Annotated in this window: 28 protein-coding genes; 14 read left to right on the top strand and 14 right to left on the bottom strand. The window is 67.7% G+C overall.

Annotated elements, in window-relative coordinates:
- Positions 1 to 2: 2 nt before the first annotated feature.
- From ASG43_RS16835 to lgt, 6 genes are all read right to left on the bottom strand, one after another.
- On the bottom strand, positions 3 to 935 hold the full coding sequence (locus ASG43_RS16835) for a ribose-phosphate pyrophosphokinase (RefSeq protein ID WP_056507609.1): 933 nt from the start codon (positions 933 to 935) through the stop codon (positions 3 to 5).
- Between the two features lie 243 nt (positions 936 to 1178).
- Positions 1179 to 1760 carry a hypothetical protein gene (locus tag ASG43_RS16830; protein ID WP_156386758.1) on the bottom strand — a complete coding sequence of 194 codons (582 nt, stop codon included), beginning with the start codon at positions 1758 to 1760 and terminating at the stop codon, positions 1179 to 1181.
- Between the two features lie 172 nt (positions 1761 to 1932).
- Entirely contained in the window at positions 1933 to 3084 is a 1152-nt protein-coding gene (locus tag ASG43_RS16825) for a Xaa-Pro peptidase family protein (protein WP_056507606.1), read from the bottom strand.
- Positions 3085 to 3093: 9 nt separating this feature from the next.
- Positions 3094 to 3903, bottom strand: a complete 810-nt coding sequence (pgeF, locus tag ASG43_RS16820; RefSeq protein ID WP_056507604.1) for a peptidoglycan editing factor PgeF — start codon at positions 3901 to 3903, stop codon at positions 3094 to 3096.
- Between the two features lie 33 nt (positions 3904 to 3936).
- Positions 3937 to 4863, bottom strand: coding sequence for an SAM-dependent methyltransferase (locus ASG43_RS16815; RefSeq protein ID WP_244488139.1), 927 nt, complete (start codon positions 4861 to 4863; stop codon positions 3937 to 3939).
- Positions 4864 to 5027: 164 nt separating this feature from the next.
- The gene (gene lgt / locus ASG43_RS16810; protein ID WP_056507600.1) at positions 5028 to 5891 is read right to left on the bottom strand and encodes a prolipoprotein diacylglyceryl transferase; all 864 of its coding nucleotides are present in this window, start codon (positions 5889 to 5891) and stop codon (positions 5028 to 5030) included.
- 224 nt (positions 5892 to 6115) lie between these two features.
- Here lgt and ASG43_RS16805 point away from each other — a divergent pair, with 224 nt between their 5' ends.
- The 4 genes from ASG43_RS16805 to ASG43_RS16790 all read left to right on the top strand — a co-directional run bounded on the left by ASG43_RS16805 (position 6116) and on the right by ASG43_RS16790 (position 8422).
- Positions 6116 to 6430 carry an accessory factor UbiK family protein gene (locus ASG43_RS16805; protein WP_056507597.1) on the top strand — a complete coding sequence of 105 codons (315 nt, stop codon included), beginning with the start codon at positions 6116 to 6118 and terminating at the stop codon, positions 6428 to 6430.
- Between the two features lie 330 nt (positions 6431 to 6760).
- Positions 6761 to 7246, top strand: coding sequence for a YbjN domain-containing protein (locus ASG43_RS16800; protein ID WP_056507871.1), 486 nt, complete (start codon positions 6761 to 6763; stop codon positions 7244 to 7246).
- Positions 7243 to 8061 carry a pyrroline-5-carboxylate reductase gene (proC, locus tag ASG43_RS16795; RefSeq protein ID WP_056507596.1) on the top strand — a complete coding sequence of 273 codons (819 nt, stop codon included), beginning with the start codon at positions 7243 to 7245 and terminating at the stop codon, positions 8059 to 8061. Before ASG43_RS16800 ends, proC begins: the two co-directional genes overlap by 4 nt.
- 4 nt (positions 8062 to 8065) lie before the next feature.
- Positions 8066 to 8422, top strand: coding sequence for a tRNA-binding protein (locus ASG43_RS16790; protein WP_056507595.1), 357 nt, complete (start codon positions 8066 to 8068; stop codon positions 8420 to 8422).
- 141 nt (positions 8423 to 8563) lie between these two features.
- Here ASG43_RS16790 and ASG43_RS16785 read toward each other — a convergent pair whose 3' ends face one another.
- The 3 genes from ASG43_RS16785 to ASG43_RS16775 are packed head-to-tail and all read right to left on the bottom strand — an operon-like array spanning position 8564 to position 11302.
- Complete coding sequence (locus tag ASG43_RS16785) at positions 8564 to 9979, bottom strand: ATP-binding protein (protein ID WP_082491020.1); 1416 nt, start codon at positions 9977 to 9979, stop codon at positions 8564 to 8566.
- 58 nt (positions 9980 to 10037) lie between these two features.
- Positions 10038 to 10766: a response regulator gene (locus tag ASG43_RS16780; protein WP_056507594.1), complete on the bottom strand. Its 729-nt coding sequence runs from the start codon at positions 10764 to 10766 to the stop codon at positions 10038 to 10040.
- Complete coding sequence (locus ASG43_RS16775) at positions 10763 to 11302, bottom strand: MarR family transcriptional regulator (RefSeq protein WP_244488138.1); 540 nt, start codon at positions 11300 to 11302, stop codon at positions 10763 to 10765. The genes ASG43_RS16780 and ASG43_RS16775 overlap by 4 nt, the downstream gene beginning before the upstream one ends.
- 281 nt (positions 11303 to 11583) lie before the next feature.
- Here ASG43_RS16775 and ASG43_RS16770 point away from each other — a divergent pair, with 281 nt between their 5' ends.
- Positions 11584 to 12474, top strand: a complete 891-nt coding sequence (locus ASG43_RS16770; RefSeq protein ID WP_056507591.1) for a branched-chain amino acid aminotransferase — start codon at positions 11584 to 11586, stop codon at positions 12472 to 12474.
- Complete coding sequence (locus ASG43_RS16765) at positions 12471 to 13157, top strand: MBL fold metallo-hydrolase (RefSeq protein WP_056507590.1); 687 nt, start codon at positions 12471 to 12473, stop codon at positions 13155 to 13157. The genes ASG43_RS16770 and ASG43_RS16765 overlap by 4 nt, the downstream gene beginning before the upstream one ends.
- A 106-nt stretch (positions 13158 to 13263) precedes the next feature.
- Here ASG43_RS16765 and ASG43_RS16760 read toward each other — a convergent pair whose 3' ends face one another.
- Positions 13264 to 14169, bottom strand: coding sequence for a hypothetical protein (locus tag ASG43_RS16760; RefSeq protein WP_056507589.1), 906 nt, complete (start codon positions 14167 to 14169; stop codon positions 13264 to 13266).
- Between the two features lie 425 nt (positions 14170 to 14594).
- On the opposite strand from ASG43_RS16760, the gene ASG43_RS16755 reads away from it, so the two are divergent.
- Positions 14595 to 14831 carry a hypothetical protein gene (locus ASG43_RS16755; RefSeq protein WP_056507588.1) on the top strand — a complete coding sequence of 79 codons (237 nt, stop codon included), beginning with the start codon at positions 14595 to 14597 and terminating at the stop codon, positions 14829 to 14831.
- A gap of 21 nt (positions 14832 to 14852) precedes the next feature.
- Here the strand turns inward: ASG43_RS16755 and ASG43_RS16750 are convergent, their stop codons facing one another.
- A complete protein-coding gene (locus tag ASG43_RS16750) occupies positions 14853 to 15068 on the bottom strand; it encodes a cold-shock protein (protein WP_056507586.1) in 216 nt (71 codons plus the stop codon).
- Positions 15069 to 15379: 311 nt separating this feature from the next.
- Between ASG43_RS16750 and ASG43_RS16745 the strand changes: the two genes are divergently transcribed.
- Both ASG43_RS16745 and ASG43_RS16740 read left to right on the top strand, forming a co-directional pair.
- Positions 15380 to 16012 (top strand): pyroglutamyl-peptidase I, encoded by a 633-nt coding sequence (locus ASG43_RS16745; RefSeq protein WP_056507584.1) that lies wholly within the window; start codon positions 15380 to 15382, stop codon positions 16010 to 16012.
- A 109-nt stretch (positions 16013 to 16121) separates the two neighbouring features.
- Entirely contained in the window at positions 16122 to 16577 is a 456-nt protein-coding gene (locus tag ASG43_RS16740; RefSeq protein ID WP_056507580.1) for a hypothetical protein, read from the top strand.
- Between the two features lie 82 nt (positions 16578 to 16659).
- Here the strand turns inward: ASG43_RS16740 and ASG43_RS16735 are convergent, their stop codons facing one another.
- Positions 16660 to 16872, bottom strand: a complete 213-nt coding sequence (locus tag ASG43_RS16735; protein WP_056507579.1) for a cold-shock protein — start codon at positions 16870 to 16872, stop codon at positions 16660 to 16662.
- Between the two features lie 404 nt (positions 16873 to 17276).
- On the opposite strand from ASG43_RS16735, the gene ASG43_RS16730 reads away from it, so the two are divergent.
- Both ASG43_RS16730 and ASG43_RS16725 read left to right on the top strand, forming a co-directional pair.
- Positions 17277 to 17852: a hypothetical protein gene (locus ASG43_RS16730; protein WP_156386757.1), complete on the top strand. Its 576-nt coding sequence runs from the start codon at positions 17277 to 17279 to the stop codon at positions 17850 to 17852.
- A gap of 80 nt (positions 17853 to 17932) precedes the next feature.
- Positions 17933 to 18307, top strand: coding sequence for a hypothetical protein (locus tag ASG43_RS16725; protein ID WP_056507575.1), 375 nt, complete (start codon positions 17933 to 17935; stop codon positions 18305 to 18307).
- A gap of 43 nt (positions 18308 to 18350) precedes the next feature.
- On the opposite strand, the gene ASG43_RS16720 is transcribed toward ASG43_RS16725, so the two are convergent.
- Positions 18351 to 18602, bottom strand: coding sequence for a hypothetical protein (locus ASG43_RS16720; RefSeq protein WP_056507573.1), 252 nt, complete (start codon positions 18600 to 18602; stop codon positions 18351 to 18353).
- A gap of 129 nt (positions 18603 to 18731) precedes the next feature.
- Here ASG43_RS16720 and ASG43_RS16715 point away from each other — a divergent pair, with 129 nt between their 5' ends.
- The 3 genes from ASG43_RS16715 (at position 18732) to ASG43_RS16710 (ending at position 19642) form a co-directional block, all read left to right on the top strand.
- The gene (locus ASG43_RS16715) at positions 18732 to 18956 is read left to right on the top strand and encodes a hypothetical protein (protein WP_056507571.1); all 225 of its coding nucleotides are present in this window, start codon (positions 18732 to 18734) and stop codon (positions 18954 to 18956) included.
- A gap of 46 nt (positions 18957 to 19002) precedes the next feature.
- Positions 19003 to 19140, top strand: coding sequence for a hypothetical protein (locus ASG43_RS22930; RefSeq protein ID WP_156386756.1), 138 nt, complete (start codon positions 19003 to 19005; stop codon positions 19138 to 19140).
- 181 nt (positions 19141 to 19321) lie between these two features.
- Positions 19322 to 19642 (top strand): hypothetical protein, encoded by a 321-nt coding sequence (locus ASG43_RS16710; RefSeq protein ID WP_056507569.1) that lies wholly within the window; start codon positions 19322 to 19324, stop codon positions 19640 to 19642.
- Between the two features lie 541 nt (positions 19643 to 20183).
- Here ASG43_RS16710 and ASG43_RS16705 read toward each other — a convergent pair.
- Positions 20184 to 20606: an HIRAN domain-containing protein gene (locus ASG43_RS16705; protein ID WP_056507567.1), complete on the bottom strand. Its 423-nt coding sequence runs from the start codon at positions 20604 to 20606 to the stop codon at positions 20184 to 20186.
- Between the last annotated feature and the right edge of the window lie 54 nt (positions 20607 to 20660).

Below are 20660 nucleotides of genomic sequence, written 5' to 3'. Positions count from 1 at the left end.
GGTCAGTCGAAGAGGCTGGAGACGGACTGCTCGGTCGTGGTGCGCGCGATCGCCTCGCCGAGAAGGTTCGCGGTCGTCACCACCCGGATGTTCGGGGCGTCGAGGACGGCCTTGGTCGGCTGGATCGAATCGGTGATGACCAGCTCTTCCAGCATCGATGCGGAGATGCGCGCGACGGCGCCGCCCGACAGGACGCCGTGCGTGATGTAGGCCTTCACGCTCTTGGCCCCGATCTTCAGGAGCGCCTCGGCCGCGTTGCAGAGCGTGCCGCCGGAATCGATGATGTCGTCGATGAGGATGCAATTGCGCCCCTCGACCTCGCCGATCACGTTCATGACCTCCGATTCGCCTGGGCGCTCGCGCCGCTTGTCGACGATGGCGAGCTGCGCCTCGATCCGCTTGGCGAGCGCGCGGGCGCGCACCACGCCGCCGACGTCGGGCGAGACGACGACGGTGTTGGAGAGGTCCTGATGCTCCTTGATGTCACGGGCCATCAGCGGGATCGCGAAGAGATTGTCGGTCGGGATGTCGAAGAATCCCTGGATCTGACCGGCATGGAGATCGAGCGTCATGACGCGGTCGGCGCCCGAGCGCGTGATGAGATTGGCGACGAGCTTGGCCGAGATCGGCGTGCGCCCGCCGGCCTTCCGGTCCTGCCGCGCATAGCCGAAATAGGGGAGAACCGCCGTGATGCGCTTGGCCGAGGCGCGTCGCAGCGCATCGGTCATGATCAGGAGCTCCATCAGATGGTCGTTCGCCGGATAGGAGGTCGACTGGATGATGAAGCAATCCTCGCCGCGGACGTTCTCCTGGATCTCGACGAAGATTTCCTGGTCGGCGAAGCGCCGGACGGTCGCCAGGCCGAGCGGCCGTTCCAGGTATTTGGCGATCGCTTCTGCGAGCTGGCGATTGGAGTTGCCGACAAACAGTTTCATCGCGTCTCGCTCGTCCGGTTCGTCGACATGATGTCGCGCGCCTCGAAGGGGTCGAAGGTCACAGGATGGTTCACGACGCCGAGGTCCGGAGATCGAGCTGCCACAACGAGCCTCGTCGTCTGCCGCATTGGGCGGCGTGATGCGGGCTCTTAGCAACTACCCCCGGAGAGTCAAACGCTAGAGCCTGAACTTTTGCTGCAATGCGTCGAAACGGTGAACGGAGAGACGCGCGGCGGCCGATCATCAGGCCGGCGCGCCGGCCTTCGCGATCTCGCCGATCGTGCGCCGGGCGATGGCGGACAGGGCCGCTGCGGAAACGCCCGACCAGGGGTCGTCGGCCGCGCCGACGCCGCCGGCGCGCTCCTGGCCCTGGATTCGACTGATGCGGTTGCCGCTGAGATCGACGACGTCCCAGACGTAGATCACGAGCGTGTCGCGGCCTTCGCCGATGGCGCTGAGATAGCCCTTCAACCGCACCGGCGTCGCAGGCCCGTCGGACGGCGCGATCGCGACATTCGCGCGCTGCGCCTCCGCCGCCAAAGCCGCCGACAGCGTCTCCACGGTGGAGGCGGGCGCGCCGACGACGGGCAGGAACTGGATCGGGCCGATCGTCGCGTTCGAGGCAGATGCCGAAGCGACGGACGCGGTCACGATCGGCTCGGCGGCGCTCCCGCCACCGCCGCCCATCGGCGCGAGCCGCCCGCCGCCGCCGATATCGGCGGAGGGTGAAATGCCGGCCGTCGGATCGACGCTGGTGCAGCCGGCGAGAAGGATGGCGACGAGGCCGGCTGTCAGACAAGGGCCGAGGGCCGCGATCGATCTCATCGCCATCTCCTTCACCGGGGCGCCGCGATGAACCCACATGCACGTCGCGATATACCTTCATCGCGGGAAAGGCTGGACGAAGTCTTAACCAAGGCGCGGCGCCGGCCCATCCTCCATCGCGATCGCGGGGCCGGCACGACGTCTCCCAAGGTCGTCCCCGCCTCAACCGGGTTCAGGAGACGATCGTCAGCTCGATCGGAAGCCGGGACAGCGGCTCGGGCGCGCCGTCGGTCGTCAGATAGGTGCGTCCGAGCGTCATGGCCGTGTTCGTGTCGGAATCCATGATGATCATGTGCGCGAACAGCGTCATGTTCGGCAGGATCGGATCGGCATTGCCGGAAACGAACATCTGCGGATCCATCCAGGAGGGCGCGTATCGCGCCCCGAGAGAATAGCCGCAGGCCGAGAGCCGGTGGCGCACCAGTTCATGCGCCTCCATCACGCCGGCATGGGCGTCGAACACCTCGCCGAAGCTGTGGCCGGGCCGCATGACCTCCTCGACGGCCGCCAGCGCCTCGCGGGCGGCCTCGAAGAGCTCGAGATGGCGCGCGGTCGGCGCACCGATGACGACGGTTCGCATCAGGGCCGCGTGGTACTGGGCCTTCACGCCGGCCCATTCCAGCGTCAGCTGGTCGTCGGCCGAGAGCTTGCGACGACCCGCCTTGTAGCGACAGAGGAGGGCTTCCTCGCCCGAACCGATGATGAAGGGATTGGCCGGATAGTCGCCGCCGCCCCTCAGGATCGTGCCCTGCAGGGCGTGGAGGATGTCCGCCTCGTCGGCACCGGCCCGCGTCACGGCGAGCGCGGCCTCGAACGCGTCGTCGCCCAGGCGCGCGGCTTCGCGCACATAGGCGATCTCCGCCGGGCTCTTGATGACGCGCAGGCCGGGAATGAGATCGGACGCGTCCTTCAACGAGGCGAAGGACCCGAGCTTGGTCTCCACGAGCCGGCCGTTCGATGCCGTCAGGCCGTGCGTCGCCCATTCCACACCGATCTTCGCGCCGAGGAGGCCCATGTCGTCGAGGAGGTCGCGCAGATCGATCGTCGGGTCGGCGCCGCCCCGGTCGCGCCAGAGCACGATCGAGGAGAGGTTCGAGGTGAGGCGCGCCTGCCGCAGATCGGCGGACCGCGTCATCAGCCGCATCTCGCCGTCCGCCTTCACGACGAGGCATTGGAAGAAGCAGAAGCCGAACGTGTCGTAGCCCGTCAGCCAGTACATGGATTCCTGGGCGAACAGGAGCATGGCGTCGAGCTTGCGCTCCGCCATTTCCGCCAGCAGCCGCGTCTTGCGGTCGTCGAATTCCTCGGGCGAGAAATGCAGCATGGAGAGATCCTATCGCTCGAGTGCGATCGCGGTCAGCTGGCGCCCGTAATCGGGCTCGCTGCGATGGGTCGTTCGGCGGAAGGAGTAGAAGCGGTCCTCCTCGCCATAGGTGCAATGCTCGACGAAGCTGGCGGCAACGCCGCCTCGCCGCAGCCGTGCGAGGATGTAGGCGGGTAGGTCGAACTGCCGCTTGTCGGCGGTGCGGCCCTCGAAGAAGAAGGCTTCGGCCTCGGGATCGGCGGCGATGGCGGCCTGCAGCCGGTCGACCCCGACCTCGTAGGCGTCGCGCGTGATCGTCGGTCCGAGCACGGCGACGATGTCGCCCCGGCGCGCGCCGAGACCTTCCATGGCCGCGATGGTGGATTCCAGAACGCCGCCGACGGCCCCGCCCCATCCCGCATGCGCCGCGCCGACGACGCCGGCCCGCTCGTCGGCGAAGAGGACCGGCCCGCAATCGGCCGTGACGACGCCGATGGGCAGACCGCGCGTCGCGGTCACCACCGCATCGGCCTTCGGCCGTTCACCCGCGAAGGGCCCGCTCACCGCGACGGCGTCCGGCGAGTGGACCTGCCAGGGCGTCACGATCTCAGCGCCGGGCAGGCCGAGATAGGTCGCGGCACGGGCCCGATTGGCCCGCACGGCGGCTGCGTCGTCCTTCGAGCCGACGCCGGCGTTCAGACCGGCGTAGATCCCGCGGGACAGACCGCCTGCGCGGGTGAAGAAGGCGTGGCGAACGCCGTCGGCGCGCGCGAGGTCGGGACTGGTCACCACGTCGCGATCGCGGATCGGCGGGGCTTCGTTCGGGGTCGGATCGGACATGGCGCGGATTCTTGGTGGACGGACGGCGCGAAGTCAACGCGGGGCCGCCGCCGGAAAAGGGGGCACGCCCAATGGCCCGGATGCGACGGCGATGGCTTTGAAGAGCGTGCCCATCTCGCCGGGTCCGGGTCCCGCGAGGCGGCGAACGGCGACGCGGATCGCCTCCTGCTCCGAAGCATCGCGGCCGCTGCCGAGCCGTCCGGCACGCTCCAGAAGCCCGAGGGAGAGGAGGAGGTCGCCTTGCGTCGAAAGCGGCGATACGAGCGCCCCGCCGGCGCGGAACGCTCCTGCCAGCGCGCGAAAATCGACATGGCTCGTGATGTCGGCCTCGCCCGGTCTCTCCAGCGGATCGACGAAGCCATGCGACCGGACCGCTTGCAGCGTATCGCCGAAGCCGCCGTCATGTCCGTAGTCGATGAACAGTCCCGCCCCGCCGAACCTCGCGATCCGGCGACCGATCGCCTCGGCGATGGCCTGCCGAGCCGGCGCGACCTCGATGAGGGTTCCCGCCGGTGCGTCGGGAAGCCGCGCCGCCGCTTCGGGTGGAAGGGGAAGGAGCGCGAAGGCGAGGCCCTCGCCGCCCTCGCCGAGCCCGACGCATCGCTCGGCCCAGCCGCGACCCATCCGCACGAACTGCCGGATGGCGACTGCGTCGAAGAGCTCGTTCGCAAGGAGGACGAGCGGTCCCTCGCCGACCTCGTCGATGCGCCGGGCGGTCCGGACGGGCAGGTCGAAGCGCGACAAGCGGTCGATCTGGAGCCGCGCCAGACGATCGCTCGCCTCGATCAGCGTGATCGTCGCAGCCTTCAGGAAGGCCGGCTCGACCCGGAGGACGACGCGCAGCATGTCGGCCATCATTGTGCCGCGGCCGGGACCCATTTCCGCGAAGACGAAGGGCGAGGGACGGCCGAGCGCATTCCAGGCCGAAAGAGCCCAGGCGCCGAGAAGTTCGCCGTACATCTGGCTGATCTCCGGCGCCGTCGTGAAGTCGCCGCCGCGCCCGAACGGATCGCGAACCGTGTAGTAGCCGGCCTCGGGATCGAACAGCGCGATGTTCCAGTAGCGCTCGATGGTGATCGGTCCATCCTGCCGGACGATCGCCGCGATCCTGTGATGCAGCGCGTTCAGGAGCGCCCCGCCTCGGGCTCGGGCGGTGCATAGGCCGTCTCGCGCGCGGTCGCGATCCCCCAGAGCGCGATGGCGATCATCGGCAGCGACAGGACCATGCCCATGGTCAGCCAGCCGCCGAGGAGATAGCCGATCTGGGCGTCCGGCACGCGCACGAACTCCACCGCGATCCGCGCCAGCGCATAGAGGCCGAGAAAGACCGACCCGACGAAGCGCGGCCGGCGCAGCATCTTGAAGCGATGCGTCAGGAGGCGGAGGATCAGGAAGACGACGATGCCCTCGAGGGCCGCCTCGTAAAGTTGACTCGGATGACGCGGCTCCGGTCCCCCCGTCGGGAAGACCATGGCCCAGGGCACGACCGAGGGCGCGCCCCAGAGCTCGCCGTTGATGAAGTTCGCGATCCGCCCGAAGAAGAGGCCGAAGGGCACGGAGGCCGCGACGACGTCGATGAGGCTCCAGAGCGGCACGCGGTGGCGCCAGGCGAAGAGCGCCATGGCGATGACCACGCCGATCAGCCCGCCATGGAACGACATGCCGCCCTCCCAGATCCGCAGCATGGCGAAGGGATCGACGGTGTAGCGCGCGAAGTCGTAGAACAGGATCGATCCGATCCTCCCGCCGAGGATGATGCCGGCGGTGATGTAGAGGATGAAGTCGTCGATCTGGAGCTTGGTGATCGGCGAGACCCCGTTCGGCCAGATCCGAGAGTTCGAGACGAGGGCGCGTCCGTAGAGCCAGCCGCAGATGATGCCGGCGACGTAGGCGAGGCCGTACCAGCGCAGCTGGATCGGGCCGAGACTGAGGAAGACCGGGTCGATTTCGGGATAGGCGAGCACGCCGAAGAGGGTCGCAGTGAGCATCGGCAGGGGTCCTCGGAAGTCTCCTCGCGCCGGGATGACGACGTCTCAGCCCGACAGCCCGCACGGCGGCGGACCATGGCCAGACCCTTGGGCGCCCGTCAAGCGCCGCCCCTTTCCCGGCAAAAGCACGACCCGGCGCGAAGGGGCCGACGCCTCGGCGGCATTGCCAAGCGCGGGCGCGGCACCTACGTCCCTCTCCAGCGTCCCTCCCGGAGAAAACGGCGATGAGCAACCGAGCCCCCAACCGCATGCTGGACGAATTCGCCCGGCTGATGACCGATGCCGCCGGAGCCGCGCAAGGGGTCCGCCGCGAAATGGAGACGGTGTTCCGTTCGCAGGGCGAACGACTGATCAACTCCATGGATCTGGTCCAGCGCGAGGAGTTCGAAGCGGTCCGCGACATGGCCGCCAAGGCGCGTCTGGAGAACGAGGCGTTGAAGAAGCGGCTGGCCGATCTGGAGGCCCGGATGAGCGCGTCGCCGTCTGCCTCTGCGTCGTCTTCCGCTTCGTCCGGACCTGCGCCCGAGACCTCCTTCTGACTTATCCACATCCTGTGCACAGGGCGCGAACGGGATTCGCGCCCTTTTTTCATCGTGGAAACGCCTTTTCCAAGAGTCGCTTAGGCGCCGCGAAGCGACAGGGCGCAGACGATGGCTGGACGAGCAAACCCTTATATTTCGTAAACCCCCTTAAGCCGAAGAATCCCTCCCTATAGACTGATTCATAAGGGTGATTCGTTTCGGGCGCTGTCCGTTCGACGATCGACCCCGCCGTTCCGGGCCTCCGGCGGCGATCCATCGGCGAGCGGCTCCGGCGAGCCCGTCGATCAGGCGGCATGGAGACTTGGGTTGACGGCGAATTTCGGCGACATGGAACTGGAGCGGCAGTTCAATCCGGTCGATGTGATCGAACTCGTGGCATCCAGCCACGACTGGTCCTTCGAACGGTCCTGCGATGACGAGATCGCCGTCTCGGTGGCGGGCCTCTGGTCCGACTATTCCGTATCCTTTTCCTGGCTGGAATCCTGCGAGGCGCTGCATCTGGGCTGCGCCTTCGACTTGAAGGTTCCGCCTCTGCGTCAGGTCGAGGTGCTGCGCTTGCTCGCCAAGATCAACGAACAGCTTCTCGTCGGGCATTTCGATCTCTGGCCGAAGGAGAGCGCCATCATGTTCCGGCATGCGCTGCTTCTGTCGGGAGGCGCCGACCCGACGAGCCAGCAGGCGGAGCGGATGCTGGGCATCGCGCTGGAGACCTGCGAGCGGTTCTACCAGGCTTTCCAGTTCGTCGTCTGGGCGAACAAGGACGCGGACGAGGCGCTGGCCTGCATGCTTTTCGAGACGGTCGGCCACGCATGAGCGCCGACGCGATCGGCCGGATCCTCCTGCTCGGGGGCGGCAATATGGGTGGCGCGATGCTGCGGGGCTGGGCAGCGGCCGGGCTGTCCGTCGATCCTGTGCATGTCGTCGATCCCCATTCGGGTCCGGCCCTCGCCGATCTCGTCGAGGCCGGTTCGATCCGTCATTCCACGATCGTCCCGGAGGGTCTCTTCGATATCGTCGTCGTCGCCGTGAAGCCGCAGATGGTGTCGGAGGCCTTGCCGCCCCTGCGGCCGGTTCTGCACGAGGGAACGATCGTCGTCTCCGTCGCCGCGGGCACGACGATCGCCACGCTGGAGGCCCTGCTCGGGCCTCATCCGACCATCCGCGCCATGCCGAACACACCGGCCCTCATCGGACGCGGCATCACCGGCTGCTTTGCCAATGCCGCCGTCGACGCGTCGGGGCGTGCCAAGGCCGATGCGCTCCTGTCGGCCAGCGGTGCCGTCGTCTGGGTGGAGAGCGAAGGCGACATCGACGCGGTGACGGCGGTTTCGGGCAGTGGGCCCGCCTATGTGTTTCATCTCGCCGAGGCCCTCGCCGCGGCCGGGGAGACGCTCGGACTCGCGCCGGAACTCGCCATGACGCTGGCGCGCCACACCGTTGCCGGCGCCGGCGAGCTGATGATCCGCTCCGAGGCGGCACCCGACCAGCTCCGCCGCAACGTGACCTCGCCGAACGGCACCACGCAGGCCGCGCTCGACATCTTGATGGCGAAGGACGGCCTGTCGCCGCTGATGGCGCGCGCGGTCACGGCCGCCCGCGACCGGGCGCGCGACCTCTCGAAGGGCTGATGCCGTGACGACCGAACCTCGCGCTCCGGAGATCGCCTATGGCGACTTCACCAAGATCGATATCCGCGTCGGCACGATCGTCGAGGCTGCCCCGTTTCCCGAAGCGCGCAAGCCGGCGATCCGCCTCGTCATCGATTTCGGTCCCGAGATCGGACGGAAGAAGTCGTCCGCCCAGATCACGCTGCATTACGCGCCGGAGACGCTGGTCGGCCGTCAGGTCGTCGCCGTCGTCAATTTCCCGCCCCGCCAGATCGGCCCGATGCGCTCCGAGGTCCTGACCCTCGGCGTGCCCGACGAGACCGGCGAGGTCGTCCTGCTCGTGCCGTCCAAGGACGTGCCGAACGGCGGCCGGATGTTCTGAGGCCGAGGCGGCGGCCAGCCTGAGCGGAGCTGGACCGTTTTCGATGACGCCCCGAGCTCGCGGGCCGCCGCCATCGCGCGACGCGACATCGATATCCGGAGTTCCGTCATGGGAATGCCTCGACGGCGGACGCTTCGCTCCCTAGGCCGGGATCCGGATCATCGCCCGCAGCCCGCCGAGCGCGGAGTCCGACAACAGAATGTCGCCGCCATGGCTGCGCGCGATGTCGCGGGCGATGGCAAGACCGAGGCCGGTGCCGCCGGCATCGAGATTGCGCGCGGTGTCGAGGCGCATGAACGGCTTGAAGACCTCCTCGCGCTGCTCGGCGGGAATGCCGGGCCCGTCGTCCTCCACCGCGATCGTCAGCCAGCGCCCCTCGTGTCGGCCGATGATCCTCACGCGGTTCGCATGGCGCAGCGCATTGCCGACGAGATTGCCGATCAGGCGGCGGAAGCTGTCGGGCCGCACCATGATGCGGGGATCGCCGGAGACGTCCGTCTCGATCGCCTTGCCCTTCAGCGTTCCTTCCGCCGCAAGCCTCTCGAAGACGCGTTCGAGGTCGAGCTCGGCGACGTCCTCGCCGGCTTCGCCGCGCGCGAAGGAGAGATAGCCCTCCAGCATGCGCTGCATTTCGTCGATGTCCTCGTTCAACTCGCGCTGGTCCTCGCCGTCTCCGAGCAGCGCGAGCTGCAGCCGGAAGCGCGTCAGGACGGTTCGCAGGTCGTGGGAGACGCCGTTCAGCATCTGGGTCCGCTGCTCGATCTGCCGTTCGATCCGATCGCGCATCTGGATGAAGGCGAGCGAGGCCTTGCGAACCTCGGATGCGCCGCGCGGACGAAAGTCCGGGGGCATCGGCTGACCGCGGCCGAAACCTTCCGCGGCGGCGGCGAGGGATTGGATCGGCCGGATCTGGTTGCGCAGGAAGAGCACCGCGATGAGGATCAGGACGAGCGAGGTGCCGACCATCCAGAGCAGGAAGATGTGCGAGTTCGAGGCATAGGCGGAATTGCGCCGGGCGAAGACGCGCAACAGATGCGCTTCGAGTTGGATCCGGATCTCAACGAGGCCGCTGTCGCCCACCGTGTCGATCCAGAAGGGCCGCGCGATCTGGTCGGTGATCTCCTCGGAGAGGATGCTGTCGAGAATGTTGAAGAAGGGTTTGGGCGCCGGCGCGGGGAGGGGTTCGGGCGGCAGGACCGCGATGTTGAGATTGAGCTTGTCGCGCGCGATCCGTGTGATCTCGGCGAAGTCGGGATCCTGCGGATAGGTCTCGATGACGTCGATGATGCCGGAGATGTCGCGCACCACCGCCGTCGAGAGGCGCTGCGTCACGAGCTGCCAGTGGCGCTCCATGAAGACGAAGGCGACGACCGACTGCAGGAGCACCATCGGCGCGATGATGATGATGAGCGAACGGGCATAGAGACCCTTCGGCACCCGGCGCGACAGAAAGCGGGGCACGTGGCGAAGCGGCCCGCGCCAGATGTCGATGCGCGGCAGCCGCCGGCCCGTGGAAGGAAGACGTGCCGCAAGCGACCCGAGGAAGGCCTTCGCCATCTCCAGATCCCGTGGCGCGCGGTCCCGCAGCCGTTCGATCAGAGTCACGAAACGTCCTTCAATCGACATTCAGCCGGTAGCCGATGCCTCGGACGGTCTGCAGCCAGAGGGGATTGGCGGGATCGGCTTCGATCTTGCGGCGAAGACGGTTGATCTGCACATCCACCGTGCGCTCGCCCACCTCCGTCTCCTCGCCGAGCAGGGCCTGGCGCTGGATCGTCTCGCCGGCCTTTTCCGCAAAGAGAGCCATGATCTCCTGTTCGCGTTCGGTCAGCCGGATCAGTTCCGGGCCGCGCTTCAACTCCCGCTTGGAGAGCGAGAAGGTGAACGGGCCGAACCGGACCGTTTCCACCTTGGGAACCGGAGCCGGCACGCCGCGCTTCAGGATGTTGTTGATCCGGAGAAGGAGTTCGCGGGGATCGAAGGGTTTCGTGAGATAATCGTCGGCGCCCGCTTCCAGCCCCTCGATCCGCTCCTCGATCTCCGACTTGGCGGTGAGCATCAGGATCGGCGTGTCGCGCAGGCTCGAGATCGAGCGTACGAGATCGATCCCGTTCTCGCCGGGCATCATGACGTCGACGACGAGGAGATCGAAGTCGAGTCCCACCAGGATCTTGCGCGCCTCGGCCGCGTCGGCGGCCATCGAGACGCGAAACCCGCGCTCCGAGAGAAAGCGCGAGAGGAGGCTGCGGATGCGCCGGTCGTCGTCGACGATCAGAAGATGCGGGGCATCATCGTCGATGAAGGGTCGCGGGGCCGCGTCGCTTCGGCTTTCGGCGGTGCTCATGCCTGTCGTCCTCGCTCCGGTCCGATGCCGTTCCGCTCGAACCAGGCCTTGGTGCTGTCCCGGTCCCCGGACATTTCCAGAAGGAAGGCGGCCACCGGATCGGCATCGTGCGGACCTGCGGTCGCCAGCGCCGCCTCGATGCGCGCGGCCTGCGCGCGGGAGAGTTCAAGCGCGAGATCGCGGCCTTCCTGTGTCGGGAAGAGACGGCGCTGGCGGCGGTCTTCGGCGCCGGGAAGCTGCTCCACGAAGCCGCCGTCCACCAGCTGGCGCAAGACGCGTCCGAGCGATTGCTTGGTGATCTGCAGGAGGTCGAGAAGATCGGCGATGGTCATGCCGGGCGCGCGGTTGACGAAGTGAAGGACCCGGTGATGCGCGCGTCCGAAGCCGAAGCGCTCCAGCACGAGATCGGCATCGGCGGTGAATTCCCGATAGGCGAAAAAGAAGAGCTCGATGATGCGGAAATCGAGTTCGCCGGTCGTCGTCAGGCCCTCGGTCACGATCGAGCGGGGCGTTGCGCGGGGAGCACGGGGGGGCACGACACGATCGTCCAAACACTCATCCATCGAAATAGGTCAGCACTGTTGACGTAATTTGGTGCCATTGTTACATTCAAAGCGCCTCGTTGGAACCGTCAAGAACCGGGTCTGAAGCCCGGCCGGACGAACGGTCCGTTTCCTCCGCGTCCCAGAAGACCTGCTGACCGAGATCGCCGGGTTCTCAGGGTCGTGGAAACGAGGATTAGGCCGGGGCTGGAGAGACCCTGCCGCAAACGGCTGCTTGGGCAAAAGGGAGCGCGCCCTGAGCGGCGCGGTAGGACATGACGTCAGTTCCATTCGATCAGCTCGACGGACAGATTTGGTTCAACGGCGAGTTCGTGCCCTGGCGCGACGCCAAGGTCCACGTGCTGACGCATGGACTTCACTACGCGAGCGCCGTGTTCGAAGGCGAACGGGCCTATGGCGGCGAGATCTTCAAGCTGCGGCAGCACACCGAACGACTGATCGAGTCCGGCCGCCTGCTCGGCTTCACGATCCCTTATACGCCCGACGAGATCGACGACGCCTGCACCGAACTTCTTCGCCGTCAGGGCTTCATGGATGCCTATGTCCGGCCGATCGCCTGGCGCGGCTCGGAGATGATGGGCGTCGCGGCGCAGAAGAACCGCATCAACGTCGCCATCGCGATCTGGCAATGGCCGAGCTACTTCGATCCCGAGCAGCGCATGAAGGGCATCCGCCTCGATCTGGCGGAGTATCGCAGACCCGACCCGATGACGGCGCCGTCCAAGTCGAAGGCGAGCGGCCTCTACATGATCTGCACCATTTCCAAGCATGCGGCCGAAGCCAAGGGCTATGCCGACGCGCTGATGCTCGACTGGCGCGGACAAGTGGCGGAGGCGACCGGCGCCAACGTCTTCTTCGTCAAGGACGGCACGATCCACACGCCGACGCCCGACTGCTTCCTCGACGGCATCACACGGCGCACCGTGATCGAGCTCGCGACGCGCCGCGGATATCCCGTCGAGGTGCGCGCGATTCAGCCGGAGGAGATGGAAGGCTTCACCGAGTGCTTCCTGTGCGGGACGGCCGCCGAGGTGACGCCGGTCTCCGAGGTCGGCCCCTACCGCTTCGCGCCCGGCGAGATCACGCGTCGGCTGGTCGAGGACTATGCCGCCGAGGTCCAGCCCCAGCGCGTGGCCGCGCCATGAGCGAGGGCGCGCCTGGATCGGCGGAGCACGGCGTCGAGGGCCCGCGCCTTGCGGTGCGGATCGTCCCGGTCACGGTTTTTCAGCAGAATTGCTGCTTCCTCTACGACCCCGACGACAAGGTCGGCGTCGTCGTCGATCCCGGCGGCGACGTGCCGAAGATCCTCGCTGCGGCCGACGAGCTTGGCATCGACATCCGCGAGATCTGGCTGACCCACGGCCATCTCGACCATGCCGGCGGCGCCATGGCTCTGAAGGCGAAGCTGGGGGGGATCCCGATCGTCGGTCCCCACAAGGCCGACGCGGAGCTCCTGGCCCATATCGAGAACCAGGCCAAGATGTTCGGCGTCCCCGATCATCTGGAAAACGCCGTACCCGACCGCTGGCTCACCGACGGCGAGACGGTCGGCTTCGGTCGTCATGTCTTCGAGGTCCTGCATTGTCCGGGACATGCGCCCGGGCATGTCGTCTTCTTTCATCGCGCGGCCCGGTTCCTGCATGCGGGCGACGTTCTCTTCGCCGGCTCGATCGGCCGCACGGACCTGCCCGGCGGCGACCACGCGACGCTGATCCGCTCCATCCGCGAGAAGGTGCTGCCGCTCGGCGACGACGTCGCCTTCCTCTGCGGCCACGGTCCCGGCGGAACCCTCGGCCACGAGCGCAGGACCAATCCCTACCTCACGTGAGGGTGGCATCGGTGCGAGCCGCTGGACCTGCGCCGGTGGGCATGGATGACAAGAGCCGCTCGACAAATTTGCGATGTCGAGCGATCCCTCGCGATCCCCCTGACGATCATTCGGCGTTGCAGAAGCGGACCTTGCCGCTCGGTGTGACGTAGGTGCCGAGCTCGGGATCAAAACTGCTGTGGGTTCGGCTGCAATGGGTCAGCCAAGCGGCCGACCAGGGCTGGCGGCCGAGATCCCTCCCGGCGGCAACGCGCTTCGTCTCCGCCGTTCTGCCCTTCATGCGGTAGCCCGGCGCGATCCGGATGATCCTCGCGCCGCCGGTATCGACGACATCGAGGCCGGACGGTCCGATCGGGCGCCGATCGAGCCGTTCGGTCTCGATGTCGATGATCTTCGGGCCGGGATGAAGCGACGGGCCGGACAGGCTCGCGGGGTCTCCATAGGAGGGGAGACCGTAGGCCACGATGCTGGAGCCGCCGCGCCAGTCTCCGACGTCGAAGGTCGTCAGCGTGTCGCCAAGATCATACCGGTCCCCTGCGTCCCGGCGACCATCGTAACGCGGATCGCGTCCGAAGCGATCGATGCGACCGGCATCGCGAAGGCGGATAAAAGAGCCGCCGGCGCGGCGGGTTTCATTGTCGAAGCGATCGCGATCGCGATCCCGATAGCGCTTCGTCGCTCCGGACGTGCGGCCGTCGAAGGAGCGATCGTGCCGTCCTTCGTAGAGATCCGCGTCGAAGCCGATCGTTCCACGGCGATCGTCGATGTAGCGGTGCGTCGAGACAAAGGATCCGCCGCCGACGACCACGTGGTCGAAACTGCCGGAGCCGGTGCGTTCCAGACCATGGTCCCGTCCTCGAACATCGCGGGCGTTGCTGTTCGCCAAGTGTACGTCGCGGGTCGTCGAGCGACCGCCTCGTCCGATGTCGCCGGCATGAACGGGCGAGGATGCGCCCAGCATGATTCCGAACAGGCCTGTGACCGCGACGAGATGTCGAACGAAACGAGACATGGCAACCTCCGGATCTCGGCCCCACGGGGCCTTCGAGGCGGGCGTTGCATATGGCGTGCCATTCGGATTGTGCCGAAATGGAACGGCCGGACAGGATGTGGTTCCCGCGACAGGCCGCTTCCGAGACGCGCGGGGACCGGTGGCTGGTCGATCGACCGTGATGTGCCGGGGTCTCGACGTGCATCAGTCTGGGACCGAACGAGGTGCGCGCCCTGCGTTCGACCTGATCCAAGGAAGACGATCCCTCGGCTTGCGTCCGTGCTTCGGGCCTTCGAGGCGCGCACGCGACGTCAGGGCCGGCGTCGTAAGATGGCGAAGCGAACGCACCCGTTATCGACACTCATGGGACGTGCCGTCGCGTCTCGACCGCCGAGGCTTGCGAAAGACGCGCCATCGGACGCTCCGGTCGCGCAAGAGGCGCTCGAATGCTCGAAGGCACCGCTGCGGTCCTTGCGAAACTGCATTCGAGCCATCGGCACGATGCTGGATTCATTGCCCCGCGACGACCGCATCTGCGCCATGCCGGCGTCTTGTCGAGCCGCGAGACCCGGACTGCCTTCTGCGCCGTCATGCGCCAAGACTGGCAAAGCCGCGGCGATCACGCCACGGCGATGTCGAGCGAACCGGACCACGAGCGATGGATCTCGGGCCTCTCCGCTTGAAAGGCCCATTCAATCTCGAGATCAGTCGGCGGCTTCGAGGTTCACGGCCTTCGGCCCCTTGCCGCGCTTGTCCGGCTCGGTGTCGTAGGAGACCTTCTGGTTCTCCACGAGGCCGGGCAGCCCGGATGCCTGCACGGCCGAGATGTGGACGAAGATGTCCGCTCCGCCATTGTCCGGCTTGATGAAGCCGAAGCCTTTTTCGGTGTTGAAGAATTTGACGGTGCCGGTCTGTGCCATACCTGAACTCCTTATCCCTGGCGGTTCGCGTTGCCGTCTGGCAGTCGCAGGCAAGTCTCGAAGTGCAAGGATAGGAAGCGATACATCGCGGCATGCTGTTCACATGCCGCCCGGAGGGTAGCGCCTCCGATACGCGATCCGTCCAGTCTCACTGTGTTCGCGAAATTGCCCGAACGTCCTTTGATGCTATCAATGCACTGTGATTGCAAGTAGATCTTTTGGCTGGAGACTTCACGTTTCGTTTCGACACAGCTGAGGCTTCGGGATTTAAGCCTTTGAAAATTTTCGCGAAGTAGGTTCGGGTGCATTCCATGACGATACTTGTCGCCGGCTTCGGAGCCTTCCCCAGCGCGCCGCTCAATCCGAGCGAGACTCTGGTGGAAATGCTGAGAGATGTTCGCACGGCGGCCGGATCCCTCGTCCATCCGGTCCTCTTGCCGGTCGAGTGGGATCGAAGCTGGCCGGTTCTCCGCGAGGCGATCGAGCGATCCGGTGCCGATACCGTTCTCGCCTTCGGGCTCCACGCCGGCGCGCAGCGGCTGCGGCTGGAACTCGATGCGGTGAACGCGCGCCAACTCGGTCAGGCCGATGCAGCCGGCCGCTTTCCCTCCGGTCCCGGCGTCGAGGACGGACCCGAGCGCCTGTCCGGGGCTTGGCCGCTTTCGGCCTGTGCCGCCGCGCTGACACGGGCCGGGATCCCCTTCGAGGTTTCGCGCGATGCCGGTCGCTATCTCTGCAACGACACCTATTATCGATTGTGCCGCTACGGCGCGGGCGGGCGGCTCCGGAGTTGGGGCTTCGTCCACACGCCCTTGACGGACGAGCTCATCGACGGATGGGCGGCGGCCGGAGCCTTGCCGGAGCTATGTCGCACGATCTCCGCCGACACGCTGCGGCAGGCGGCCTTGTGCCTTGCGGATGCCTGTGATCCCGTCGTCGCGTAGCGGCGAGGCCGTTGTCGCGTCGCGAGGTTCGGGCGACCGGGAGCGACGGCGATGGCCGGGCCGCATGCGATCTGCGATCAAGGCGGATCGAAACCGAAGGTTTGCCCCGATGATCTGCCGTTCCGCCGTCGCCGTCCTCCTTGCCCTCTCGGTCATCCATCCGGCCCTCGCCGAGGGAGCGGCGGAGACGGTGCGGGGCTTCTATGCGCCGACGGTCTGGAATCCGCTGGAGAGCGAGGATGTCTCCGGCTTGACCGGACCGGCGCTCGCGCTCTTCCGCCGTAGCGCCGAGCTCAGCGCGCAAGCCGGGGAGATGGGCTGCGTCGACTTCGTGGTGACGGTCGGCGGGCAGGATTATGACGAGGAGGAGATCGCGACGACGATCGAGACCGAGGTGACCGGGCGCGACGATGCGGGCGACACCGAGGTGACGGCGCGGTTCCAGCTGTTCGGAGAGCGGCGGGAGATGCGCTGGACGATGCGGGAGGATGGAGATCGGTGGAAGGTCGCCGATCTCGAAAGCCCCGACGACGACTGGAAGCTCTCGACGCTGCCCTGCAACTGACGACACGGAAACGACGCTTGACAAGAAAAGGGCCCGCCGCGAGGCGAGCCCTTTTCCGAAATGCTGGAGGTCGTCGGCGCGATCAGGCGCGCTGGACGTTGACGGCCTTCGGACCCTTGCCGCGCGTGTCGGGCTCGACGTCGAAGGTGATCTTCGCGCCGTCCTCGATGGACGACATGCCGGCGCGCTCGAGCGCGGTGACGTGAAGGAAGACGTCCTTGGCGCCGCCCTCGGGGGTGACGAAGCCGAAGCCCTTGGAGGCGTTGAAGAACTTGACGGTACCGGTCTGGCTCATGGAATGACCCTTTCAGTGTCGCCGATCGAGAGGCTGGCTTCCGATCGGCACGGGCTTCGGTGGCAACGGTGTCGCGCGCAGCCCGCATGGAGGTGACGCCCGTTCCAGTCGAACGGTCGTCGGCGATTTCGGAAAGCTCGTGTCGGCGAAAGGGTCGAGGTCATCGGTACGGCCGGTCCGAACCCGGAAGGGCCCGTCTTCGGCATCTCCGCGGGGAGGCCCGCGGCAAGGAAGCGTCTCACCAGTCTCCGGGTCAGATATGCCCGAACGCTGCTGATATGGCAGTGCGCACCGGCTTGCGCAAGGGCGGGGCTTCGGGACTTGGCCGGCTCCGATCCAGCATGGGCTGATAAGGCAGGCGGAGAACAAACGTGTCGGGAGACGTGGGAATGCGAGGACGGGGCTTGGCGCTGGCCGTGCTGCTGGCGGTGGCGGGTGGAACGCCTTCGGCGATGGCGGTGCAGCCGGACGGCTGGACGGCGGGGCCGCAGGCGGATGCGACCATGGACAAGGGACGGCGCTTCGTCTGCGAGGGCGCGGACTGCCCGGCTGGCGGGCTGGCCTGCCTTCATGCAGTGGCGCCCGGCGCGCCGGGCCAGGGGCGCACGCTCCGGGTGCACGACATGCTGCGGCCGAAGGCCTTTCCCTGGAAGGACTTCGAGGGCTGGATGAGGGCCAAGGCGCCGATCGTGCGGCCGGAGCTCGCGGCGGCCTCCGGCACGCTCGCGGCGGCGGGACCGGCGACGGGGAGCCGGATCGGCGAGCGCGACTTCATGCGCCGCTCCTACGTCGCCAAGGCCGGAGCGAAGCAGGAGGCGGTGGAAATGGCGATCTGGGTGACCGACAACCAGCTGAACGCCGTGATCTGCGCGGTGGACGCGGTGGACATGCCGGTGTCGGCGACGCGCATCGAAGCCTTTCTCGGCGCGATGAACGTCTCGCCGCCGGCGCCGCCCTACGATCCGCTGGCGCAGCAGTAGGAACGCCGAAGGCCCCTCGCGACTTCTATCCCCGACGATCGCGGCCGCCCGGGCCGCGGCACCAACGGGATCACCCAGACATGAACGCGCGCACCCTCTACACCGCCATGCTCGTCCTCTCGATCGGCGGCACCGCCACCGCGCAGACCGCCTCGGAGCCGAACGCCGCGCCGATGCCGCTGCAGGACGGCTCGATGTCCACCGCGACCGGCACCGAGATCGGCGGTGGCGCGGCGACGGGCGTGCCCGGCGTCGGCCTCGATTCCGGCGAGACGACGGAAGGGGCGGGCGCGACGAAGGGACCGGGCGGCCTCCAGAACGGCGTCGGCGGCGAAGGCACGCTCGCGCCCTCCACGACCGGCGCGAACAACGACATCGTGGACACGCCGGCGGCCGGCGAGCCCGGTGACGGCGGCATCGCCCTGCCGGTGGAGCCGGGCGCGACCGCCAACTGATGAGGCCCGACGCCCGCCCGGTGAGCGGAAGGAGACAGGCCCTTCAGACGAAGGACCCGCCGCCGCCCCCACAGGGAAAGCGCGTGGCATAGGATGCACGATCCGCGGGCGGCGGGGACAGGGACGCATCCGTTCCCCCCGCCAAAGCTCCCGCGATGGCACCGCGCCGGACACGGGTCTCGATGCCGGGCACGGACGCAATGCCCGCCGCCATGGCGGGAGCGGCGGCGCGGGCCGCGGCGGGAAAGGCGGCGGGGCGGTGGCGAAGGGCGGGGCTGCGGAAGGACGAGAACATCGGCGGGACCTCCGGTTCGAACGATGAAACCCTCTCTACCCCTCGACCGTTTCCGCCCGATGCCGGCTGTGTTTCCGCCGCGTTTCCCGTGCGACGATCGAGCCGGCCCGCAATGGAGGAGGGGCCGCGATGTTGACGCAGACGAAGAAAGGGCTTCTGAACTGGATCCACGCGCGGCCGAGTTCGCGCGACCGGCGCCGATGGCATCGTGCCACCTCGGCGGTGCCGGTGACCTTGCGCGACGGCACGATGAGCCGGCCGGGCGAGGGCCAGCTCTGGCGCCGGGAAGGCGCGGGCGGCTGGGAATACGAACAGGACGACGGCTTCGAGGAGCCCGACGACGATCCGACCTGACGGCGCCAGCCGCTTCCCCTTTGTGTCCCCCGACGAGACCGCCGCCATGAACCTTCGCCTGATCGCCCTCCTCGCCGGTCTCGCCGTGCTGAGCGGCTGCCTGTCCGAGATCAACAAGCCGATCACGCCGGGCGACCGCTGGAAGGAGCGCGCCATCGCGATCGACGCGGTGCCGGCTCCCTGAGGGCACGACGCCGGGAACGGGACGCCCGTCGAAGGACGAAGGGCGTTCACGGTTCGTCAGGGTTAACCGCTTGTTTCGCCAGTGCGGTTGAACCTGAAGGCGAGATGAACGTTCGGTTCACGATGGGATCAGGCGCAGCGGCGCAACCTGGTCCCCGATGAAACGAACGAGGAAGCATTCCATGAAGACCCTCATTCTCGCAGCGGCGGCCCTGGTTCTCGCGACCTCCTTTCCCGCGGCCGCCCAGACCTATCGCAGCGACGTGCGCCAGCACCGGCAGAACGAGCGCATCGACCGCGGCTACCAGCGCGGCCACCTGACACCGCGCGAGGCGCGCCGCCTCGACCGCCAGCAGCAGCGCATCCGCCAGGTCGAGCGCCGGGCGCGCGCGATGAACGGCGGCTATGTCGATCCCCGCACGCAGCGCCGCCTGGAGCGCATGCAGGACCGCGCCGACCGCAACATCTACCGCAAGAACAACAACCGCCGCGGCTATTACTGAAGCCCTCGCGACGATCGAGGCTCGGCGATCGAGGCCCCGCTCCGGCGGGGCCTTTTTCGTGAGGGATGGAGCCGAAGACCCGCACGACCTCCCGAGGCCGGACATGCCGAAACGCCCGCACGCTGGCGCGCCGGGGTGATGATGAAGCCGGCGGGCTGGTCGCCGGGATGCTCGTGCCGTCCTCAGGGGGAGCGGCGGGACGCCGGAGGAAGACCCTCCGGTAGGGGTATGTGGTGTGGTTGGTCCGCCTCCGGCGTCCACGCGCGGGCTTCTGTCCGGATACCTGTTGATCGGGCATATTGGACTTTGGGCGACTTCGCCCGCCAGGATCTACGCCGATCTCTCCCGCAACCCCGGTTTCCCGGAGCCGACGCGAACATCCGAACCAAGGGGCTCCGCCGTTCCGAAACGGCATTCTCCCGAGACCCGCCCCCCAGCCCCCGAACGATCCCGGTGATCATTCGCGCCCGTCTCGCGGGCTGGTGGTGAGAGGAGGATAGGGGAGGCGGGGAGAGTGGGGATAAGTTTTTAAAGGGCTCGGTCAGGCGGGGCGCGACAGGCGGATGCGGGGATCGCCGGGAAAGGGGTCGGTCGCCACGACATCCCCCGGCAGGTCCGCGAAGCGATCCGGCAAGGTGCCGACGATCTCGGCCGTCACGGTCTCGCCGCCGTCGAGCAGCGCGGCAACCTGCCCCGCCGCCGCGCGCGGGACATAGCCGAGCCGGACGCCGTCCGCGTCGAGGATCGCGACGGCATTGGCGTCGAACGGATTCTCAGGCTCCCGCGCCAGCGTGAGCACGCGGCCGAGCGGCAGCAGGGCCCGGCGCGGCTTCAAGGCATGATAGCGCCCGCCCGCGATCGCGACATCCATGATCGGCTCCGCCGCCCGCGCCGGCGCGACCCGCCCGAAGGCGGCGGCGACGAGGGCGATGGCGGCTTGGCCGAAGGAGCGGCGGGATAGCATGGCAGGGCTCGGGTGTGATGAAAGAGGAGGGGCCTGTAGCAGGTTGGCGGTTCA

Source organism: Aureimonas sp. Leaf454, assembly GCF_001424685.1.
In the GTDB taxonomy this organism is placed as follows: Bacteria; Pseudomonadota; Alphaproteobacteria; order Rhizobiales; family Rhizobiaceae; genus Plantimonas.
The sequence above is the reverse complement of the archived record's forward strand: the minus strand, read 5'-3'. Positions and strand labels throughout refer to the sequence as shown.

What these genes read in the sequence shown, in the direction of transcription:
- ASG43_RS16750 (WP_056507586.1), bottom strand. Translation starts at nt 15,068, where the DNA reads ATGGCACAGACCGGCACCGTCAAATTCTTCAACACCGAAAAAGGCTTC.
- ASG43_RS22930 (WP_156386756.1), top strand. Translation starts at nt 19,003, where the DNA reads ATGAACCTTCGCCTGATCGCCCTCCTCGCCGGTCTCGCCGTGCTGAGC.
- proC (WP_056507596.1), top strand. Translation starts at nt 7,243, where the DNA reads ATGAGCGCCGACGCGATCGGCCGGATCCTCCTGCTCGGGGGCGGCAAT.
- ASG43_RS16800 (WP_056507871.1), top strand. Translation starts at nt 6,761, where the DNA reads ATGGAACTGGAGCGGCAGTTCAATCCGGTCGATGTGATCGAACTCGTG.
- ASG43_RS16745 (WP_056507584.1), top strand. Translation starts at nt 15,380, where the DNA reads ATGACGATACTTGTCGCCGGCTTCGGAGCCTTCCCCAGCGCGCCGCTC.
- ASG43_RS16770 (WP_056507591.1), top strand. Translation starts at nt 11,584, where the DNA reads ATGACGTCAGTTCCATTCGATCAGCTCGACGGACAGATTTGGTTCAAC.
- ASG43_RS16825 (WP_056507606.1), bottom strand. Translation starts at nt 3,084, where the DNA reads ATGCTGCATTTCTCGCCCGAGGAATTCGACGACCGCAAGACGCGGCTG.
- ASG43_RS16720 (WP_056507573.1), bottom strand. Translation starts at nt 18,602, where the DNA reads ATGTTCTCGTCCTTCCGCAGCCCCGCCCTTCGCCACCGCCCCGCCGCC.
- ASG43_RS16755 (WP_056507588.1), top strand. Translation starts at nt 14,595, where the DNA reads ATGCTCGAAGGCACCGCTGCGGTCCTTGCGAAACTGCATTCGAGCCAT.
- ASG43_RS16765 (WP_056507590.1), top strand. Translation starts at nt 12,471, where the DNA reads ATGAGCGAGGGCGCGCCTGGATCGGCGGAGCACGGCGTCGAGGGCCCG.
- ASG43_RS16710 (WP_056507569.1), top strand. Translation starts at nt 19,322, where the DNA reads ATGAAGACCCTCATTCTCGCAGCGGCGGCCCTGGTTCTCGCGACCTCC.
- pgeF (WP_056507604.1), bottom strand. Translation starts at nt 3,903, where the DNA reads ATGTCCGATCCGACCCCGAACGAAGCCCCGCCGATCCGCGATCGCGAC.
- ASG43_RS16805 (WP_056507597.1), top strand. Translation starts at nt 6,116, where the DNA reads ATGAGCAACCGAGCCCCCAACCGCATGCTGGACGAATTCGCCCGGCTG.
- ASG43_RS16780 (WP_056507594.1), bottom strand. Translation starts at nt 10,766, where the DNA reads ATGAGCACCGCCGAAAGCCGAAGCGACGCGGCCCCGCGACCCTTCATC.
- ASG43_RS16740 (WP_056507580.1), top strand. Translation starts at nt 16,122, where the DNA reads ATGATCTGCCGTTCCGCCGTCGCCGTCCTCCTTGCCCTCTCGGTCATC.
- ASG43_RS16835 (WP_056507609.1), bottom strand. Translation starts at nt 935, where the DNA reads ATGAAACTGTTTGTCGGCAACTCCAATCGCCAGCTCGCAGAAGCGATC.
- lgt (WP_056507600.1), bottom strand. Translation starts at nt 5,891, where the DNA reads ATGCTCACTGCGACCCTCTTCGGCGTGCTCGCCTATCCCGAAATCGAC.
- ASG43_RS16735 (WP_056507579.1), bottom strand. Translation starts at nt 16,872, where the DNA reads ATGAGCCAGACCGGTACCGTCAAGTTCTTCAACGCCTCCAAGGGCTTC.
- ASG43_RS16760 (WP_056507589.1), bottom strand. Translation starts at nt 14,169, where the DNA reads ATGTCTCGTTTCGTTCGACATCTCGTCGCGGTCACAGGCCTGTTCGGA.
- ASG43_RS16785 (WP_082491020.1), bottom strand. Translation starts at nt 9,979, where the DNA reads ATGGCGAAGGCCTTCCTCGGGTCGCTTGCGGCACGTCTTCCTTCCACG.
- ASG43_RS16715 (WP_056507571.1), top strand. Translation starts at nt 18,732, where the DNA reads ATGTTGACGCAGACGAAGAAAGGGCTTCTGAACTGGATCCACGCGCGG.
- ASG43_RS16725 (WP_056507575.1), top strand. Translation starts at nt 17,933, where the DNA reads ATGAACGCGCGCACCCTCTACACCGCCATGCTCGTCCTCTCGATCGGC.
- ASG43_RS16815 (WP_244488139.1), bottom strand. Translation starts at nt 4,863, where the DNA reads ATGTACGGCGAACTTCTCGGCGCCTGGGCTCTTTCGGCCTGGAATGCG.
- ASG43_RS16830 (WP_156386758.1), bottom strand. Translation starts at nt 1,760, where the DNA reads ATGAGATCGATCGCGGCCCTCGGCCCTTGTCTGACAGCCGGCCTCGTC.
- ASG43_RS16705 (WP_056507567.1), bottom strand. Translation starts at nt 20,606, where the DNA reads ATGCTATCCCGCCGCTCCTTCGGCCAAGCCGCCATCGCCCTCGTCGCC.